We start from the raw sequence: 17,695 nt of genomic DNA, 5'->3' as shown, positions 1-17,695 counted from the left end.
CTGGCGCGGCCGTTAAAGAGATGCAGCATAGATGCATTGACGGCTCGATCTAGAGAGCTGGGTCAAACAATTGCTATGTTTTTTATTCGAAGCGCAAGACGGGCGGCATTATACATGTCGTGCCTTACTCTCAAGAGTGCATTTTCCTCAGGTTGTGTCCGCGTATGACAGGCGAAATAAACATCCTCCCGCTCCCGCCCACCACCCCGGCGACCGCTCGCCCGCAGGTCGGTGAGCTGCTCAAGCTGCTGACCCCGGTCGAAGGCCTGATCGGCGCAGGGCAAAGCGCCAAGGCCGAGGTGTTGTCGCTCAAGCAGGCGGATCAGACTTTTCAGTTATTACTCAAGGTGACCGTCGACGGCGGACGCCAGACCACCGTGCAAGCGACCAGCAATCTGCCGCTACCCCAAGGCACCAGTCTGGCGATCACTCAGCCCTCGGCGGGCAATCTGGCGATTACTGTGCAACAAGCCATTGCCAGCAGCGTCGCCGCCCTCACCCGCATCGACACCGCGCAATTGCCGGTCGGTACGCTGCTGCAAGGCAAAGTGCTGACCTCGCAGGCGCTGCCGCAGACGCCGGGGCAGGCAGCGGTGTTCCGCTCCTTGGTCAGTTTGCTCAACACCGCGCAGAGCGGCAGCACACTGACCATCGACAGCCCGCAGCCGCTGCGCATCGGCACTTTGCTGTCGGCGTTGGTCGAAGACGCACAAACCCTGAAATTCCTGCCAATGAGCAGCCGTCAGGAACAATTGGCCGTGAGTCAGCAACTGCTCGGCCAGCAAAGTCGTCAGGCGTCGCTGAGCGGGGTGTTGAACGCGCTGCAAAACCTGCCACCCGCCACCGACCAAACCTCTGCGGATCTACGCGCGGTGGTCGACAAGCTCCTTGCCAGCCTCCCGGACGTGCAACAACTGAGCACCGCCAAAGGCGTGGCCCTTGCGCTGGCCAACAGCGGCGTGTTCCTCGAAGGCAAACTGCTGACCGGGCAGAACCCGACGCTGGCACCGGACATGAAAGCCGATCTGCTCAAGCTGATCGCACAACTGACCCCGGGCCTGCCGAGCAGCACCAGTTTCAACGCGATCATCGCCGCCAACACCCTGGCGCAAGCGCTGCCGAGTTTCGTGCGTAATGCGCTCGGCATGCTCGGTCAGGTCAGCGCGAAACCGGTGCCAAGCAGCTTCCCGCTGCCCGAGCGTTTGCTGCAAAGCCTGGACGGCGAAGGCGATCTGGAGCAATTGTTGCGCCTCGCTGCTGCCGCTGTTTCACGCCTGCAAAGCCATCAACTGTCGAGCCTGGAGCAGACCGGCGTCACCGACGATGGGCGCCTGCTCAGCACCTGGCAACTGGAAATTCCCATGCGCAATCTGCAGGACATCGTGCCGTTGCAGGTCAAGTTTCAGCGTGAAGAAGCGCCGGAGCGAGAACCGCAACCCAACGAACGCCGCGACGAGCGCGAACCCAAGCAGCAACTGTGGCGCGTCGATCTGGCGTTCGACATGGAGCCGCTCGGGCCGATGCAGATTCAGGCGCAACTGATCGCCGGCAGTCTGTCCAGCCAACTGTGGGCCGAACGGCCGTACACCGCCGACCTCATCGAAAACAACCTGTTTGCCCTGCGCCAGCGCCTGCTCGATCGAGGGCTCAACGTCGGCGACATCGACTGCCACCATGGCACCCCGCCGCAAGGCAACCAAACCCGTCTTGAACATCGCTGGGTCGACGAAACCGCATGAACGATTCCACTGCCCCACGCCAGGCCATCGCCCTCAAATACGACGGCAACCACGCGCCAACCCTCACCGCCAAAGGTGATGATGAACTGGCCGAAGAAATCCTGCGCATTGCTCGCGACTGTGAAGTGCCGATTTATGAAAACGCTGAGTTGGTGCGCTTGCTGGCGCGCATGGAACTGGGCGACAGCATTCCCGAAGAGTTGTACCGCACCATCGCCGAGATTATCGCGTTTGCGTGGAACCTGAAGGGCAAATTCCCCGAGGGGCAGGACCCGAATGCGCCGATGGTCGAGAAAGATGTGACCCTGCGCGGCGATGATTATTAAGCCTTAAAAGCAAAAGATCGCAGCCTTCGGCAGCTCCTACATTGGAATGCGTTTCCCTGTAGGAGCTGCCGAAGGCTGCGATCTTTTGATCTTGCTTCTAGTTCTTGTGAAGCTTGCGCATCAACTCCGCCTCAGCCTGGGTCAACCCACACGACTGAGTCAGTTCATCCACGCTTGCGCCCATGCCCACCAGTTTCGCCGCCTGGGCGAATGACAGGCTCGACGGGTCGCGTTGTTCAAGCGCGACAATCTTGTCCGGCAACGGATTCACCACCGCGCGCAACTCGTGCAGGGCGTCGCCCATGCGCACGTTGCCGTTCTGGTAGTCGTCGACACGCTTGGCCAGGTCTTTGATGCGCTGGTCACGCAACGCATCGCCCTGAGCCTGTTGCGCAGCGATCACCCGCTGCGCCTTGATGTACGACACAAACATTGCCAGTGTGCCTGCCCAGAAGAGGAACAGAACAATGACCGCGACCTCGAGAATCAATCAGATGCTCTCCAGTTCCGACCATTCTTCTTCGCTCATCATCTTGTCCAGCTCGACCAGGATCAGCAACTCGTTGTTCTTGTTGCACACGCCCTGGATGAACTTGGCCGACTCTTCGTTGCCAACGTTCGGCGCCGTCTCGATTTCCGACTGACGCAGATAAACCACTTCGGCCACGCTGTCGACCATGATGCCGACGACTTGCTTGTCGGCTTCGATGATGACGATACGGGTGTTGTCGCTGATCTCGCCGGTGCTCAGGCCGAAGCGCTGACGGGTGTCGATCACGGTGACCACGTTACCGCGCAGGTTGATGATGCCCAGCACGTAGCTTGGCGCGCCCGGCACCGGAGCGATCTCGGTGTAGCGCAGCACTTCCTGAACGCGCATCACGTTGATGCCGTAAGTCTCGTTGTCCAGTTTGAAGGTCACCCATTGCAGGATCGGATCTTCAGAACCTTTTGCATTCGTCGCCTGACTACTCATACCCTGACCCCTCGAAAAAACCGCTCTGAGCGGTGTGTGTTCTGTGTGGCGGCATTCAACAATGCCGTCGCCTGATTGTTATGTCGGCTGCTATGTCGGTTTATGTAGCGGCTTGTGGCCGCCGAGGTGCTTTGCCCCACCGCTGGCGATCAATTCGGCCAGTGCGGAAACGTCAAGCAATGCACACATGTGCTCAATCACGGTGCCGGCGAGCCATGGCCGCTGACCCCGGTGACTTCTCCATTTGATTTCATTCGGGTCCAGACGCAACGAGCGGCTGACCTGATGCACCGCCAGCCCCCACTCGTAACCTTGTACCGAAATCACGTACTGCAGGCCCTGACGGAAGTCATCGCGGTAGCGATCCGGCATGACCCAGCGCGCGGTGTCCAACACTTTCAAATTACCGGCCTGGCTCGGCAGGATGCCGAGGAACCATTCCGGCTGACCGAACAGCGGCGTCAGCTCGTGGCCGGCCAGCGAGTAGATCGAGCCGAGGCACACCAGCGGCACGGCCAGCGTCAGGCCGGCGACGTCGAACAGCAGGCATTCGAACGCTTCCGAGGCCCAGGCCGGGCGACCATCGGTTTCCACCGGTGGCGGCGTATTGCTCGGCGGCAGATGTACCTCCACCAACGGCGGGACCAGCGTCTGTTCGACGGGCGCGGGGGCAACCGGAGCTGGGGCCGGTTCGACCACTGCCGGTTCCGGCGCGGTTTTCAGCAATTGGGTTTGCAGCAGCGGTGCCAGTGTCGAAACGGACGCGCGAACCGGCTCGGCTTCTTCAATCAATGCAACCGGTGCCTTGGCGACCGGTGCGGCGGCAGGCGCGACAACCGGCGCAGCAGGCCTGGCCGCTTTCTGTGCGTCACGCGCCTGCTCTTCCAGCACTGCGGCCTGGAATTCGTCCAGCGTTTCGGTGCTTTCGACTACTTCAGGCTGCGCCTCAATGACCGGCGGCAGCTCTTCAGGAACTTCCAGCAGCAAATTATCCAGATAAGACTGCAGCGCCAATTGCGGCTTCGACGTCAACTTGACCGGCCGATTCATACGCAACCCCATGTAGGAGCTGCCGCAGGCTGCGATCTTTTGATCTTTTCAGGAACGCCAAAAAGCCGGATCAAAAGATCGCAGCCTGCGGCAGCTCCTACAAGGTTCAACGTCATTCAAGCCACCTGCGGAACAAGTTGTTGCGCCAACAGGTGCTTGAGCAGCGCACGATACGCCAGCACGCCACGGCTCTTGCCGTCGAATTGCGAAGGCGTGACACCGGCCCGGCTTGCGTCGCGCAGACGGGTATCGACCGGGATGTAACCCTGCCAGATTTCGTCGGGAAATTTGTCGCGCAGCACGCGCAAGGTATGCATCGAGGCCTGAGTACGGCGATCAAACAGGGTCGGCACGATGCTGAACGGCAGCGCCTGTTTGCGCGAGCGGTTGATCATCGCCAAGGTGTTGACCATGCGTTCCAGGCCTTTGACGGCCAGATGCTCGGTCTGCACCGGAATCACCAGTTGCTGGCTCGCCGCGAGGGCGTTGACCATCAGCACGCCGAGCAACGGCGGGCTGTCGATCACTGCGTAATCAAAATCCTGCCACAGCTGCGCCAGACTCTTGGCGATCACCAGACCGAGACCACTCTGCCCTGGCGACTGCCGCTCCAGGGTGGCGAGTGCAGTGCTCGATGGCAGCAGGGAAATGCGTTCGTCGCTGGTCGACAACAGCAACTGCCCCGGCAGGCCTTGCGGCACGCTGCCCTTGTGCAGAAACAGGTCGTAGTTGCTGTGTTCCAGGCTGTCGGGGTCGTAGCCGAAATAGCTGGTCATCGAGCCGTGCGGGTCGAGGTCGACCACAACCACGCGCTTGCCCGCCTCGGCCAGCAATCCGGCTAAAGCGATGGAAGATGTGGTTTTACCGACACCACCCTTTTGATTGGCGACTGCCCAGACTCTCATTCGGTTCGTTCCTCCCGGCCGATATGCTCGACCGAGACATAGCTCAGCGTGTTAATGCGGGTGACGGAGAATTGACGGCACTCTCGCGTCCCGGCGTCTTGACCGGGGTCGGTGCAGTTTGTGTGCCAGCACGCTTCAACGCAGCATCCGGTTGCGCGTTGGCGGTCCCGGTGCCCGTGAGGCTGCGGCGCACATCGAGATTGCGCGACACCACCAGTACGACGCGACGGTTCTTCGCGCGGCCTTCAGCGGTGGCGTTGTTGGCCACCGGCTGGAACTCACCGTAACCGACCGAGGCCAGGCGACCAGGGTTGACGCCCTGCATTGCCAGCATGCGCACGATGCTCGCCGAGCGCGCCGAGGACAGCTCCCAGTTGGTCGGGTACTGCGCGGTACGGATCGGTTGATCGTCGGTGAAACCTTCGACATGGATCGGGTTATCGAACGGTTTGAGGATCGCCGCGACCTTGTCGATGATGTTGAACGCGATATCGCTCGGCATGGCGTCACCGCTGCCGAACAACAGGCTGGAGTTGAGTTCGATCTCGACCCACAACTCGTTGCCACGCACGGTCATCTGATTGGAGCTGATCAAATCGCCGAACGCGGCGCTGATGTCATCGGCGATGCTTTTCAGCGGATCGCTGGCACCGGCGATACCGGCATCGATCTGTTCGGCGTCCTTGACCAGCGGTTTGGCCGGGGTCACGGTTTTCGGCCGCTCGTCACCAATCGGAATCGGCTTGAGCGCGCGGTCGGAGTCCTTGAAGACCCCGACCAGCGCTTCTGAAATCTCTTTGTACTTGCCTTCGTTGATCGACGAAATCGAGTACATGACCACGAAGAACGCGAACAGCAACGTAATGAAGTCAGCGTAGGAAACCAGCCAGCGTTCGTGGTTTACATGCTCTTCCTGGTGGCGACGGCGTGCCATGAGGTTATTCCCTTAATCCATGAAGCCTTGCAGCTTCAACTCAATGGAGCGAGGGTTTTCACCTTCGGCGATCGACAAGATCCCTTCCAGCAACATTTCGCGATAACGCGACTGCCGCAACGCGATTGACTTCAGCTTGGCCGCCACTGGCAGCAACACCAGGTTGGCACTGGCCACGCCGTAAATGGTCGCGACGAAGGCCACAGCGATGCCGCTGCCCAGTTGTGTTGGATCAGCCAAGTTGCCCATCACGTGGATCAGGCCCATCACTGCACCGATGATGCCGATGGTTGGCGCGTAGCCGCCCATGCTTTCAAAGACTTTCGCCGCTTCGATGTCGCGGGCTTCCTGGGTGTAGAAATCCACTTCAAGGATGCTGCGGATCGCTTCCGGCTCGGCGCCATCGACCAGCAATTGCAGGCCTTTGCGCGAGTAGTTGTCGGGTTCGGCATCGGCCACGCCTTCCAGGCCCAGCAGGCCTTCCTTGCGCGCGGTGAGGCTCCAGTTGACGACGCGGTCGATGCCGCCGGCCAGATCGACCCGTGGCGGAAACAGAATCCAGGCAAGGATCTGCATGGCGCGTTTGAACGCGCTCATCGGCGATTGCAGCAGTGCGGCACCGATGGTGCCGCCCAGTACGATCAATGCCGCCGGGCCGTTGGCCAGCGCACCGAGGTGACCACCTTCAAGGTAGTTACCACCGATGATGGCGACGAACGCCATGATGATCCCGATAAGGCTTAAAACATCCATCAGAGACACGCCTCGACAATGTGCTTGCCGATGTCGTCGAGGCTGTACACCGCGTCGGCGAGGTCGGCTTTAACGATGGCCATCGGCATGCCGTAGATCACGCAGCTTGCCTCATCCTGTGCCCACACCGCGCTGCCGCCCTGCTTGAGCAGACGCGCGCCTTCACGGCCGTCGGCGCCCATGCCGGTCAACACCACCGCCAGAACTTTGTCGCCGTAGGATTTCGCCGCCGAACCGAAGGTGATGTCCACACACGGCTTGTAGTTCAGACGCTCGTCGCCCGGGAGGATTTTCACCGCGCCACGGCCATCGATCATCATTTGCTTGCCACCCGGCGCGAGCAACGCCAGGCCCGGACGCAGGATGTCGCCATCCTCGGCTTCCTTGACGCTGATGCGGCACAGCTTGTCGAGACGTTCGGCGAAGGCCTTGGTGAACGCTGCCGGCATGTGCTGGATCAGCACGATCGGCGCCGGAAAATTCGCCGGCAACTGAGTCAGCACGCGTTGCAGCGCAACCGGGCCACCCGTCGAGGTCCCGATGGCAACCAGTTTGTAGGCCTTGCGTTTCGGCGCTGGCGACGAGGCGCTGGCGGCTGGAGCGCGAGTCGGCGCTGGAGCTGGAGCCGGACGCGTTGGTGCACTGGTGCTGTGGCTGCTGAAGCTCGATGCTGCCGGAGCAGGCGTCGGCGCTGGTGCAGCAACCGGCGCAGGCGCGCTGTAGGCACTGAAACGACGATTACTGCGCGAGATGCTATGCACTTTCTCGCACAGCAGTTGCTTGACCTTCTCGGGATTGCGCGAGATGTCTTCGAAATTCTTCGGCAGGAAATCCACCGCGCCGGCGTCCAGCGCATCCAGCGTTACCCGGGCGCCTTCGTGGGTCAGCGAGGAGAACATCAACACCGGGGTCGGGCAGCGCTGCATGATGTGCCGCACTGCCGTGATGCCGTCCATCATCGGCATCTCGTAGTCCATGGTGATCACGTCCGGCTTGAGCGCCAGCGCCTGATCAATCGCCTCTTTACCGTTGGTTGCAGTGCCGACCACCTGAATGCTCGGATCCGCAGAAAGAATTTCCGAGACGCGGCGGCGGAAAAAACCCGAATCGTCCACCACCAGGACTTTGACTGCCATAAACACTCCATTAGGTGCAGCGGGACGTTGTCGCCCCGCCGCCCCGGATTCAAATACGCCGTGCGGCGTAACGCTTGAGCATGCTTGGAACATCGAGAATCAGCGCGATGCGGCCGTCACCGGTAATGGTGGCGCCGGACATGCCCGGAGTGCCCTGCAGCATTTTGCCCAATGGCTTGATGACCACTTCTTCCTGACCGACCAACTGATCGACGACGAAGCCGATCCGCTGAGTGCCCACCGAAAGGATCACCACGTGGCCTTCACGCTGCTCTTCGTGAGCGGCGGAGCTGACCAGCCAGCGCTTGAGGTAGAACAACGGCAGCGCCTTGTCCCGCACGATCACCACTTCCTGACCGTCGACGACGTTGGTGGTCGACAGGTCGAGGTGGAAGATTTCGTTGACGTTGACCAACGGGAACGCAAACGCCTGATTGCCGAGCATGACCATCAGGGTTGGCATGATCGCGAGGGTCAGCGGCACCTTGATGACGATCTTCGAGCCCTGGCCCTTGGTCGAGTAAATGTTGATCGAACCGTTGAGCTGGGAAATCTTGGTCTTCACCACGTCCATGCCGACACCGCGGCCGGACACGTCGGAGATCTCGGTCTTGGTCGAGAAACCCGGGGCGAAGATCAGGTTGTAGCACTCGGTATCGCTCAGGCGATCGGCTGCGTCCTTGTCCATCACACCGCGTTTTACCGCGATGGCGCGCAGGACGTTCGGGTCCATGCCTTTGCCGTCATCGGAAATCGACAACAGGATGTGGTCGCCTTCCTGCTCGGCGGCCAGAACAACACGACCGCCACGGGCCTTGCCCGATGCCTCGCGCTCTTCCGGCGACTCGATGCCGTGGTCGACCGCGTTGCGCACCAAGTGGACCAGCGGGTCGGCCAGGGCCTCGACAAGGTTTTTGTCGAGGTCGGTTTCTTCGCCCACCAGTTCCAGGTTGATCTCTTTTTTCAGCTGACGCGCGAGGTCGCGAACCAGACGCGGGAAGCGCCCGAAGACCTTCTTGATCGGCTGCATCCGCGTCTTCATCACCGCAGTCTGCAAGTCAGCCGTGACCACGTCGAGGTTCGACACGGCCTTGGACATGGCTTCGTCGCCGCTGTTGAGGCCCAGGCGCACCAGACGGTTACGCACCAGCACCAACTCGCCGACCATGTTCATGATTTCGTCGAGACGCGCGGTATCAACCCGTACCGTGGTTTCCGCTTCGCTCGCCGGTTTTTCTGGCGGCGGTGCGGCGGCAGCACGGGCCGGAGCCGGTGCAGCAGCGGCAGCCGGTTTCGGCGCTTCGGCTTTCGGCTCAGGCTTGGGAGCTGCCTTTGGCGCAGCAGCCGGAGCGGCCGCAGCCTTGGCGGCAGGCGCAGCCACCGTGGAAGCAGCGCCGGCAGTCGCGGCGCCAACGTCAGTGAACTTGCCTTTGCCGTGCAATTCGTCGAGCAGCGATTCGAACTCGTGATCGCTGATCAGATCGCTGCCAGCTGCGGCGGCTGCCGGTGCGGCGGACGCAGCCGGTGCCGAGGCGATCGCCGATTCCAGAGCTTCAACGGCAAAGTTGCCCTTGCCATGCAATTGATCGAGCAGGGCTTCGAATTCGTCGTCGGTGATATCCGAGCTGTCGCCCGCCGCCGGGGCTGCCGGAGCCGCTGCGGTCGGAGCCACGGCATCCGCCGCGAACTGGCCTTTGCCATGCAACTGATCGAGCAACGACTCGAACTCGGCGTCAGTGATTTCGTCGCTCGCGGCTTCAGCGGCCGTTTGCGCAGGTGCAACAGCGACCGGGGCTTCAGCTTCAGCCTTGACGGCGTTCAGCGAGTCCAGCAGTTGTTCGAATTCGTTATCGGTGATGTCGCCCGACGCGTCGCCTTCGACGACCAGTTCTTCGATCATCTCGGCCACCGGCGATGCCGGGGCGGCATCCGCCGATTGCGGTTCGGCCAGACGCGCCAGGGCGGCCAGCAGTTCCGGGGTGGCGGCGGTGATCGGTGCACGCTCACGGACTTCGCTGAACATGCTGTTCACCGCGTCCAGTGCTTCGAGGACAACGTCCATCAGTTCTGCATCAACGCGACGCTCACCCTTGCGCAGGATGTCGAACACGTTTTCGGCGATGTGACAGCACTCCACCAGCTCATTGAGCTGAAGGAAGCCGGCGCCCCCTTTTACAGTGTGGAAACCGCGAAAAATTGCGTTGAGCAGATCTGCGTCATCCGGACGGCTTTCCAGCTCGACCAGTTGTTCGGACAGTTGCTCAAGAATCTCGCCGGCCTCAACCAGGAAATCCTGAAGGATCTCTTCATCGGCGCCGAAGCTCATTAATGGGGTGCTCCTACAGGTCTAAAAACCCAAAAAACCTAAAATTCCACAACTCTAGAATCCGAGGCTGGATAACAAATCGTCCACATCGTCCTGACCGGACACAACGTCTTCTCGTTTATCGGCATGAATCTGCGGACCTTCACCCTGCGAGAGATGTTTTTGTGGATCTTTTTCTGCAAGCATCGCGGCGCGGTCATGTTCGATGCCCGCAAAGCGGTCGACCTGACTGGCCATGAGCACGAGTTTGAGCAAATTGCTTTCGACTTCGGTGACCAGTTGGGTCACACGCTTGATCACCTGACCGGTCAGGTCCTGGTAATCCTGGGCCAGCAGGATGTCGTTGAGATTGCTCGACACCGCACGGTTGTCCGTGCTGCTGCGTGACAGAAAACCGTCGACCCGGCGCGCCAGTTCACGGAACTCTTCAGCCCCGACCTCGCGACGCATGAAGCGACCCCAATCGGCGCTCAAAGTCTGGGCTTCGTCAGCCAGACCATTGACCACCGGTGTGGCGCTTTCCACCAGATCCATGGTGCGGTTGGCCGCGGCCTCTGTCAGCTTGACCACATAGCCCAGGCGTTCGGTGGCGTCGGTGATTTGCGACACTTCCTCGGCCTGCGGCATGTTCGGATCGATCTGGAAGTTGACGATCGCACTGTGCAGTTCACGTGTGAGCTTGCCGACTTCCTGGTACAGGCCACGGTCACGGGTCTGATTGAGCTCATGGATCAGTTGCACAGCGTCGCCGAACCTGCCTTTTTCAAGGCTTTCGACCAGTTCGACCGCGTGTTTTTTCAGGGTCGACTCGAAATCGCCCTGTGAAGATTCGTTATGCTCCATAGCTCCCCCGCGCGTTCATCAGCCGATGCGTTCGAAAATCTTCTCGATTTTGTCTTTCAACGCCTGAGCCGTGAAAGGTTTGACTACGTAGCCGTTTACACCAGCCTGAGCGGCTTCAATGATCTGCTCGCGCTTGGCTTCTGCAGTCACCATCAGCACTGGCAAGTGCTTGAGTTTTTCATCGGCACGCACGTGACGCAGCAGGTCGATACCGGTCATGCCCGGCATGTTCCAGTCCGTTACCAGAAAGTCGATGCTTCCGCTGTTGAGCACTGGAATGGCAGTCACGCCATCGTCAGCCTCGACGGTGTTGGTGAACCCAAGATCACGCAGCAGGTTCTTGATGATCCGCCGCATCGTTGAGAAGTCATCAACGATGAGGATTTTCATGTCTTTGTTCAATTCGACCTCCAAGCAGTCTTAAACGCGCCCAGCACCTGGACGCGCCACTTCAATCAATCGGCGCAGCACTCGAAGACTGTCTGGAGCACAACAGAGCAAGACCGGTGCCGTTCATCACCGCACCAGCCTCGTTCGCAGTGTCCCCACACTGCCTTCAGCGCGCTCGCCACTCCCCCAAACGCCCCCGCAAACGGGCCGCGCACTGGCTGTGTAACTGGCTGACCCGCGATTCACTGACGCCAAGGACTTCACCGATCTCCTTGAGGTTCAGCTCTTCGTCGTAGTACAGCGCCAACACCAGTCGCTCACGCTCCGGCAAATTGGCAATCGCGTCCGCCAACGCTGCCTGGAAACGTTCATCTTCCAGATCGCGTGACGGCTCCATATGAGCACTCGCGCCATCCTCGTGCAGCCCTTCGTGTTCGCCGTCCTGCAACAGGTCGTCGAAACTGAACAGGCGACTGCCCAAGGTGTCATTCAAAATCCCGTAGTAATCGTCGAGACTCAATTGGAGTTCGGCCGCAACCTCGTGATCTTTAGCATCACGGCCGGTTTTAGCTTCAATTGAGCGAATCGCGTCGCTGACCATACGGGTATTGCGGTGAACCGAGCGTGGCGCCCAGTCCCCTTTGCGCACTTCGTCGAGCATCGCGCCGCGGATTCGTATGCCCGCGTACGTTTCGAAACTGGCGCCTTTGCTGGCGTCGTATTTGGTCGAGACCTCAAGCAGGCCGATCATCCCGGCCTGGATCAGATCTTCCACCTGCACACTCGCCGGCAAGCGCGCCAGCAAGTGGTAGGCAATGCGTTTGACCAGTGGCGCGTAACGCTCGATCAACTCGTACTGCGCGTCACGTGCCGACTTCTTGTAGTAATTCATACCGCTTGCGGTCATAGCACGGGCCCTGCCGTTTGCTGCACGAGGCGCTCGACGAAAAACTCAAGGTGGCCACGCGGGTTGGCGGGCAGCGGCCAGGTGTCGACCTTCTGCGCGATCGCCTTGAACGCCAGCGCGCACTTGGAACGCGGAAAGGCTTCATACACCGCGCGCTGCTTCTGCACCGCTTTACGCACGCTTTCGTCGTAAGGCACGGCGCCGACGTATTGTAGGGCCACGTCGAGGAAGCGATCCGTGACCTTGGTCAACTTGGCGAACAGGTTGCGCCCTTCCTGCGGGCTCTGCGCCATGTTGGCGAGGACGCGGAAGCGGTTCATGCCGTAATCGCGGTTGAGCAATTTGATCAGCGCGTAGGCGTCGGTAATGGAAGTCGGCTCATCGCAGACCACCAGCAACACTTCTTGCGCGGCGCGTACGAAACTGACTACCGAGTCACCAATACCCGCAGCGGTGTCGATCACCAGTACATCGAGATTGTCACCGATGTCGCTGAACGCCTGAATCAGGCCGGCATGTTGCGCCGGGCTCAGGTGCACCATGCTCTGGGTGCCGGACGCCGCCGGCACGATGCGAATGCCACCGGGGCCTTGCAACAGCACGTCGCGCAGCTCGCACCGGCCTTCGATGACGTCGGCCAGCGTGCGTTTAGGGGTCAGCCCCAACAATACGTCAACGTTCGCCAGACCCAGGTCGGCGTCCAGCAGCATGACCCGACGGCCAAGCTCTGCCAGCGCCAGCGACAAGTTCACTGACACGTTAGTCTTGCCGACGCCACCTTTGCCGCCGGTCACCGCGATCACCTGTACGGGATGCATGCTGCCCATGTTATTTCTTTACCTTGTCTTGCATAGACGGAGGCCACATTACTGGCTGCGCGTTCACAACCGGAACAATGCATGGCAGACCATCGATGTAGGTACAAAAACTGTTCATGAATACCTCAGCCTACCTGCTTGGTCGGGCTGTGATAGATATCAGCGAACATGTCAGCCATGGCTTCTTCGCTGGGTTCTTCCTGCATTTGCACGCTGACGGCGCGGCTGACCAGTTGATGACGGCGCGGCAGATGCAAATCATCCGGAATCCGTGGGCCATCGGTCAGGTACGCGACCGGCAATTCATGACTGATCGCCAGGCTCAACACTTCGCCAAGGCTGGCCGTTTCATCCAGTTTAGTCAGGATGCAGCCGGCAAGCCCGCAACGCTTGTAACTGTGATAAGCGGCGGTTAGAACCTGTTTCTGGCTGGTGGTTGCCAAGACCAGATAATTTTTTGAACGAATGCCACGCCCGGCCAGACTTTCGAGTTGCATGCGCAGGGCCGGATCACTGGCTTGCAGGCCAGCCGTATCGATCAACACCACGCGTTTGCGCAGCAGTGGATCCAGCGCTTGCACCAGCGATTGGCCCGGATCGACGTGGGTCACTGGCACATTGAGAATGCGGCCCAGCGTCTTCAGTTGTTCCTGAGCGCCGATACGGAAACTGTCCATGCTCACCAGCGCGACATTCTGCGCGCCGTATTTCAGCACATAACGCGCGGCCAGCTTGGCGAGTGTCGTGGTCTTGCCCATGCCGGCAGGGCCGACCATGGCAATCACCCCACCCTCTTCCAACGGCTCGACTTCCGGTACGGCAATCATCCGGGCCAGGTGCGCGAGCAGCATGCGCCAGGCCTGACGCGGCTCTTCGATATCAGTGATCATCGCCAGCAGATCGCGCGACAACGGGCCGGACAGACCAATACGTTGCAGACGGCGATACAGATTGGCTTGCGCCGGACGACTGCCTTGCAGCTGATTCCAGGCCAGGGTGCCGAGCTGAACTTCCATCAGCTCGCGCAGGCTGTTCAATTCAAAGCGCATCGAATCCAGTGCACGCGGATCGACACCGCCGGAGGACTGCGCAGGGGCCGGAGCCGGACGCGCTGGTGCAGCGTAGGTCGGCTCGGTCAGCGGTTCAGCGGCGGTCAGCGGCAGGCCGGCCGTCAACGGCAGCCCGGCGAAAATCTGGCGATTGCTGTTGCCGTCGGCTTCGCCACGCAGGCTCAACTCGGCCTGGGCGGTGACGATGCGCGACTGGGTCTTGCGCAGTTCGTCCTCGAGTTCCATGTTCGGAACCCGTGGCGCCAGCGCCGACAATTTGTAATCCAGTGCCGCCGTCAACTCGACACCGCCGGCAATGCGGCGGTTGCCAATGATGGCGGCATCAGCGCCCAGCTCATCACGAACCAGCTTCATGGCCTGACGCATATCGGCGGCAAAGAAACGCTTAACTTGCATAAACCACTACCTCAGCCGTTGGGCCCTACTGTCGCAACGATGGTCACTTGCTTGTTGTCCGGTATTTCCTGGTAGGCCAGCACATGCAGTCCAGGGACGGCGAGGCGGCCAAAGCGCGAGAGCATCGCGCGGATCGGGCCGGCGACCAAAAGGATCACCGGCTGACCTTGCATTTCCTGACGCTGCGCCGCTTCGATGAGCGAACGCTGCAGCTTCTCGGCCATGCTTGGCTCCAGCAGAACGCCCTCTTCCGAGCCTTGTCCTGCCTTCTGCAGACTATTGAGCAATATTTGTTCCAACCTTGGTTCCAAGGTGATCACAGGCAGCTCCGACTCAGTGCCTACAATGCTTTGGACGATGGCGCGGGATACGCCGACCCGCACAGCAGCCACCAGCGCGGCGGTATCTTGACTCTTCGCGGCGTTGTTGGCGATGGCTTCGGCGATGCTGCGGATATCGCGCACCGGCACATGTTCGGCAAGCAGCGCTTGCAGCACTTTGAGCAGTTGCGACAACGTGACCACACCCGGCACCAGCTCTTCAGCCAGTTTCGGCGAGCTTTTGGCCAGCAATTGCATGAGTTGCTGTACTTCTTCGTGGCCGATGAGCTCGCTGGAGTGCTTGTACAGAATCTGGTTCAAGTGGGTCGCGACCACGGTGCTAGCGTCGACCACGGTGTAACCGAGCGATTGTGCCTGGGCACGCTGGCTGATTTCGATCCACACCGCCTCCAGGCCAAAAGCCGGATCTTTGGCGTTGATACCGTTGAGCGTGCCATAGACCTGGCCCGGGTTGATCGCCAGTTCGCGATCCGGATAGATCTCGGCTTCGGCGAGGATCACGCCCATCAGGGTCAGACGATAGGCGCTTGGCGCCAGATCGAGGTTGTCGCGGATGTGCACGGTCGGCATCAGGAAGCCCAGATCCTGCGAGAGCTTCTTGCGCACGCCCTTGATCCGCGCCAGCAATTGCCCGCCCTGGTTGCGATCGACCAATGGAATCAGGCGATAACCGACTTCCAGGCCGATCATGTCGATCGGCGTCACATCGTCCCAGCCCAGCTCTTTGGTTTCCATGGCGCGGGCCGGCGACGGCAGCAAATCCTGCTGGCGCTTGACCTCTTCCAACGCCACGACTTTAGCGACGTTCTGCTTTTTCCAGAACAGGTACGCGCCACCAGCGGCCAGCGCGGCCATGCTCAGGAACGAGAAGTGCGGCATGCCCGGCACCAGGCCCATGACCGCCATCAGACCGGCCGCCACCGCCAGCGCTTTCGGCGAGGCGAACATCTGGCGATTGATCTGCTTGCCCATGTCTTCCGAACCGGAAGCACGAGTCACCATGATCGCCGCCGCTGTCGATAACAACAGTGATGGCAATTGCGCCACCAAACCGTCACCAATGGTCAGCAAGGCGTAAACCTTGCCCGCATCGCCGAAGCTCATGTTGTGCTGGAAGATACCGACGGCCATACCGCCGATGAGGTTGATGAACAGAATCAGCAGGCCGGCAATGGCGTCACCACGGACGAATTTGCTGGCACCGTCCATCGAACCGTAGAACTCGGCCTCTTGGGCGACTTCCTGACGGCGCATCTTGGCCTGGTTCTGGTCGATCAGACCGGCGTTGAGGTCGGCGTCGATCGCCATTTGTTTGCCGGGCATCGCATCGAGAGTAAAGCGCGCGCTCACCTCGGAAATCCGTCCGGCACCCTTGGTCACCACGACGAAGTTGATGATCATCAAAATCGCGAAAACCACGATACCGACCACGTAGTTACCGCCGATCACCACCTCACCGAAGGCCTGAATCACCTTACCGGCAGCGGCGTGGCCGTCCTGACCGTGGAGCATCACCACCCGCGTCGAAGCCACGTTCAACGCCAGCCGCAACAGCGTCGCGACCAGCAGAATCGTCGGGAACACGGCGAAATCCAGCGGCCGCAGCGCATACACGCAGACCAGCAGAACGACGATCGACAGCGCGATGTTGAAGGTGAAGAACACGTCGAGCAGGAACGGCGGCACCGGCAACATCATCATCGCCAGCATGACCAGCAGCAACAACGGCACGCCCAGATTGCCTCGACTGAGGTCGGCAACGTTTGTGCGAGCAGTGTTGAATAACTGAGAGCGATCCACCGGTTTTCCCCGTTCCTTTAAAGCAAACTTTTGACGCCCAGAGCGGGCTCACGGCGGGTACTGCAAGAAGCTTTCCAACTTTTGCCAAGGATTGAAACAGAGAGGAACGTAAGCGCGACCCCTGTAGGCCTTCGCCTGCTCGCGATGAGGACTTTTCAGTCAATGCATTTACATCTGACAGAGCGCTATCGCGAGCAGGCGAAGGCCTACAGGGGACCGCATTCCAAGATGTCAGAGTGGAATGCATTCCAAATGTGGGAGCGAGCTTGCTCGCGAAGGGGTCCTCATGTTTGGCGCAAATTTCTTAATTTAAACGAAGCTGTTTAAAGGACACCTTCAGACACGCCTTTCAGGCTACAAACCCTTGCGCCATTACCTACAGCCAAGCCAGAATCCGCCGGCTTGTGCGCCTTGGGGGCGGGTTCTATTGTGGATCGGTCGCTGACGAATCAGTGATCGGGTCTCGCAGCCCGTCGATCTCTGGACGCACAACACCCGCTTTTTTATGGCGGCTGTACGTGGGAGACCTTCGGGTCTGCCGGTTCTAGAGTCCCGGTCTGCGACCCGCGTATAGCTGCCACCTTCATTCGTCTCGCAGCGAGCGTTGGCAGCTCCAATGACTCTAGGAGCTTCACCATGACCAAACCAACACCCAACCCACCCGAAACCGATCTCGCCTCCCCCTACGAATCCCTCGATTCAAAAAAGCTCAACGACGCCGCCGAACGCGCCCTCGATCACTACCTCTGCCCACCCGGCTCCACCCCACCCCCACGCAAAACCCGCCGAATGTACGCCGTTACCGCAGACTTCAAAAACGAAGAACTGCTGGCGGATGCCAGCGAAACACTCGCTTCAGCCAGAACCATCGCCCATGACTTCGCTCATCTCGTACCCGCGTCGCAGCGCAGGACGCTGCTGGGGATTGCGCAACTGATCATGCTTGGGGAACTGGCGGTGAATCGGGTGATGGATAATCTTGAGG

General features: G+C 60.3%; 17 protein-coding genes. 3 read left to right on the top strand and 14 right to left on the bottom strand.

Going from position 1 to position 17,695, the window contains the following annotated elements; genetic code table 11:
* Window positions 1-164: 164 nt before the first annotated feature.
* Both fliK and H8F23_RS11235 read left to right on the top strand, forming a co-directional pair.
* The gene (fliK, locus tag H8F23_RS11240; protein WP_194934431.1) at window positions 165-1,739 is read left to right on the top strand and encodes a flagellar hook-length control protein FliK; all 1,575 of its coding nucleotides are present in this window, start codon (window positions 165-167) and stop codon (window positions 1,737-1,739) included.
* A complete protein-coding gene (locus tag H8F23_RS11235; protein WP_141128997.1) occupies window positions 1,736-2,065 on the top strand; it encodes an EscU/YscU/HrcU family type III secretion system export apparatus switch protein in 330 nt (109 codons plus the stop codon). Before fliK ends, H8F23_RS11235 begins: the two co-directional genes overlap by 4 nt.
* A gap of 97 nt (window positions 2,066-2,162) precedes the next feature.
* Here the strand turns inward: H8F23_RS11235 and H8F23_RS11230 are convergent, their stop codons facing one another.
* The 14 genes from H8F23_RS11230 to flhA all read right to left on the bottom strand — a co-directional run bounded on the left by H8F23_RS11230 (window position 2,163) and on the right by flhA (window position 16,710).
* Window positions 2,163-2,555 (bottom strand): DUF2802 domain-containing protein, encoded by a 393-nt coding sequence (locus tag H8F23_RS11230; RefSeq protein ID WP_093439804.1) that lies wholly within the window; start codon window positions 2,553-2,555, stop codon window positions 2,163-2,165.
* Complete coding sequence (locus H8F23_RS11225) at window positions 2,556-3,041, bottom strand: chemotaxis protein CheW (RefSeq protein ID WP_095050193.1); 486 nt, start codon at window positions 3,039-3,041, stop codon at window positions 2,556-2,558. It lies immediately after the preceding gene.
* Between the two features lie 90 nt (window positions 3,042-3,131).
* Window positions 3,132-4,091 (bottom strand): CheW domain-containing protein, encoded by a 960-nt coding sequence (locus H8F23_RS11220; RefSeq protein ID WP_194934430.1) that lies wholly within the window; start codon window positions 4,089-4,091, stop codon window positions 3,132-3,134.
* 116 nt (window positions 4,092-4,207) lie between these two features.
* Window positions 4,208-4,996, bottom strand: coding sequence for a ParA family protein (locus H8F23_RS11215; protein ID WP_008077691.1), 789 nt, complete (start codon window positions 4,994-4,996; stop codon window positions 4,208-4,210).
* 43 nt (window positions 4,997-5,039) lie between these two features.
* Complete coding sequence (gene motD, locus H8F23_RS11210; RefSeq protein WP_038363880.1) at window positions 5,040-5,930, bottom strand: flagellar motor protein MotD; 891 nt, start codon at window positions 5,928-5,930, stop codon at window positions 5,040-5,042.
* A gap of 12 nt (window positions 5,931-5,942) precedes the next feature.
* A complete protein-coding gene (locus H8F23_RS11205) occupies window positions 5,943-6,683 on the bottom strand; it encodes a flagellar motor protein (protein WP_003222929.1) in 741 nt (246 codons plus the stop codon).
* Window positions 6,683-7,819, bottom strand: coding sequence for a protein-glutamate methylesterase/protein-glutamine glutaminase (locus tag H8F23_RS11200; protein WP_095050191.1), 1,137 nt, complete (start codon window positions 7,817-7,819; stop codon window positions 6,683-6,685). Before H8F23_RS11200 ends, H8F23_RS11205 begins: the two co-directional genes overlap by 1 nt.
* A gap of 49 nt (window positions 7,820-7,868) precedes the next feature.
* Entirely contained in the window at window positions 7,869-10,145 is a 2,277-nt protein-coding gene (locus tag H8F23_RS11195) for a chemotaxis protein CheA (protein WP_194934429.1), read from the bottom strand.
* Window positions 10,146-10,199: 54 nt separating this feature from the next.
* A complete protein-coding gene (locus H8F23_RS11190) occupies window positions 10,200-10,988 on the bottom strand; it encodes a protein phosphatase CheZ (RefSeq protein ID WP_034151516.1) in 789 nt (262 codons plus the stop codon).
* A gap of 18 nt (window positions 10,989-11,006) precedes the next feature.
* Window positions 11,007-11,378 carry a chemotaxis response regulator CheY gene (locus H8F23_RS11185; protein WP_161986607.1) on the bottom strand — a complete coding sequence of 124 codons (372 nt, stop codon included), beginning with the start codon at window positions 11,376-11,378 and terminating at the stop codon, window positions 11,007-11,009.
* A gap of 166 nt (window positions 11,379-11,544) precedes the next feature.
* Complete coding sequence (fliA, locus tag H8F23_RS11180; protein WP_093439777.1) at window positions 11,545-12,285, bottom strand: RNA polymerase sigma factor FliA; 741 nt, start codon at window positions 12,283-12,285, stop codon at window positions 11,545-11,547.
* Complete coding sequence (gene fleN, locus H8F23_RS11175; protein WP_003222917.1) at window positions 12,282-13,112, bottom strand: flagellar synthesis regulator FleN; 831 nt, start codon at window positions 13,110-13,112, stop codon at window positions 12,282-12,284. Before fleN ends, fliA begins: the two co-directional genes overlap by 4 nt.
* A 116-nt stretch (window positions 13,113-13,228) precedes the next feature.
* Window positions 13,229-14,569 (bottom strand): flagellar biosynthesis protein FlhF, encoded by a 1,341-nt coding sequence (gene flhF, locus H8F23_RS11170; protein ID WP_007920012.1) that lies wholly within the window; start codon window positions 14,567-14,569, stop codon window positions 13,229-13,231.
* 11 nt (window positions 14,570-14,580) lie between these two features.
* The gene (gene flhA / locus H8F23_RS11165; protein ID WP_093439768.1) at window positions 14,581-16,710 is read right to left on the bottom strand and encodes a flagellar biosynthesis protein FlhA; all 2,130 of its coding nucleotides are present in this window, start codon (window positions 16,708-16,710) and stop codon (window positions 14,581-14,583) included.
* Between the two features lie 636 nt (window positions 16,711-17,346).
* Here flhA and H8F23_RS11160 point away from each other — a divergent pair.
* On the top strand, window positions 17,347-17,695 hold a 349-nt coding region (locus tag H8F23_RS11160; RefSeq protein ID WP_194934428.1), incomplete at its 3' end, for a DUF6124 family protein.

Source organism: Pseudomonas neuropathica (assembly GCF_015461835.1).
Lineage (GTDB): Bacteria > Pseudomonadota > Gammaproteobacteria > Pseudomonadales > Pseudomonadaceae > Aquipseudomonas > Aquipseudomonas neuropathica.
The sequence above is the reverse complement of the archived record's forward strand: the minus strand, read 5'-3'. Positions and strand labels throughout refer to the sequence as shown.

Bases quoted from the DNA above. Each gene is read 5' to 3' on its own strand.
- fliK (WP_194934431.1), top strand. From the start codon at position 165: ATGACAGGCGAAATAAACATCCTCCCGCTCCCGCCCACCACCCCGGCG.
- H8F23_RS11235 (WP_141128997.1), top strand. From the start codon at position 1,736: ATGAACGATTCCACTGCCCCACGCCAGGCCATCGCCCTCAAATACGAC.
- H8F23_RS11225 (WP_095050193.1), bottom strand. From the start codon at position 3,041: ATGAGTAGTCAGGCGACGAATGCAAAAGGTTCTGAAGATCCGATCCTG.
- H8F23_RS11220 (WP_194934430.1), bottom strand. From the start codon at position 4,091: ATGAATCGGCCGGTCAAGTTGACGTCGAAGCCGCAATTGGCGCTGCAG.
- H8F23_RS11215 (WP_008077691.1), bottom strand. From the start codon at position 4,996: ATGAGAGTCTGGGCAGTCGCCAATCAAAAGGGTGGTGTCGGTAAAACC.
- motD (WP_038363880.1), bottom strand. From the start codon at position 5,930: ATGGCACGCCGTCGCCACCAGGAAGAGCATGTAAACCACGAACGCTGG.
- H8F23_RS11205 (WP_003222929.1), bottom strand. From the start codon at position 6,683: ATGGATGTTTTAAGCCTTATCGGGATCATCATGGCGTTCGTCGCCATC.
- H8F23_RS11200 (WP_095050191.1), bottom strand. From the start codon at position 7,819: ATGGCAGTCAAAGTCCTGGTGGTGGACGATTCGGGTTTTTTCCGCCGC.
- H8F23_RS11195 (WP_194934429.1), bottom strand. From the start codon at position 10,145: ATGAGCTTCGGCGCCGATGAAGAGATCCTTCAGGATTTCCTGGTTGAG.
- H8F23_RS11190 (WP_034151516.1), bottom strand. From the start codon at position 10,988: ATGGAGCATAACGAATCTTCACAGGGCGATTTCGAGTCGACCCTGAAA.
- H8F23_RS11185 (WP_161986607.1), bottom strand. From the start codon at position 11,378: ATGAAAATCCTCATCGTTGATGACTTCTCAACGATGCGGCGGATCATC.
- fliA (WP_093439777.1), bottom strand. From the start codon at position 12,285: ATGACCGCAAGCGGTATGAATTACTACAAGAAGTCGGCACGTGACGCG.
- fleN (WP_003222917.1), bottom strand. From the start codon at position 13,112: ATGGGCAGCATGCATCCCGTACAGGTGATCGCGGTGACCGGCGGCAAA.
- flhF (WP_007920012.1), bottom strand. From the start codon at position 14,569: ATGCAAGTTAAGCGTTTCTTTGCCGCCGATATGCGTCAGGCCATGAAG.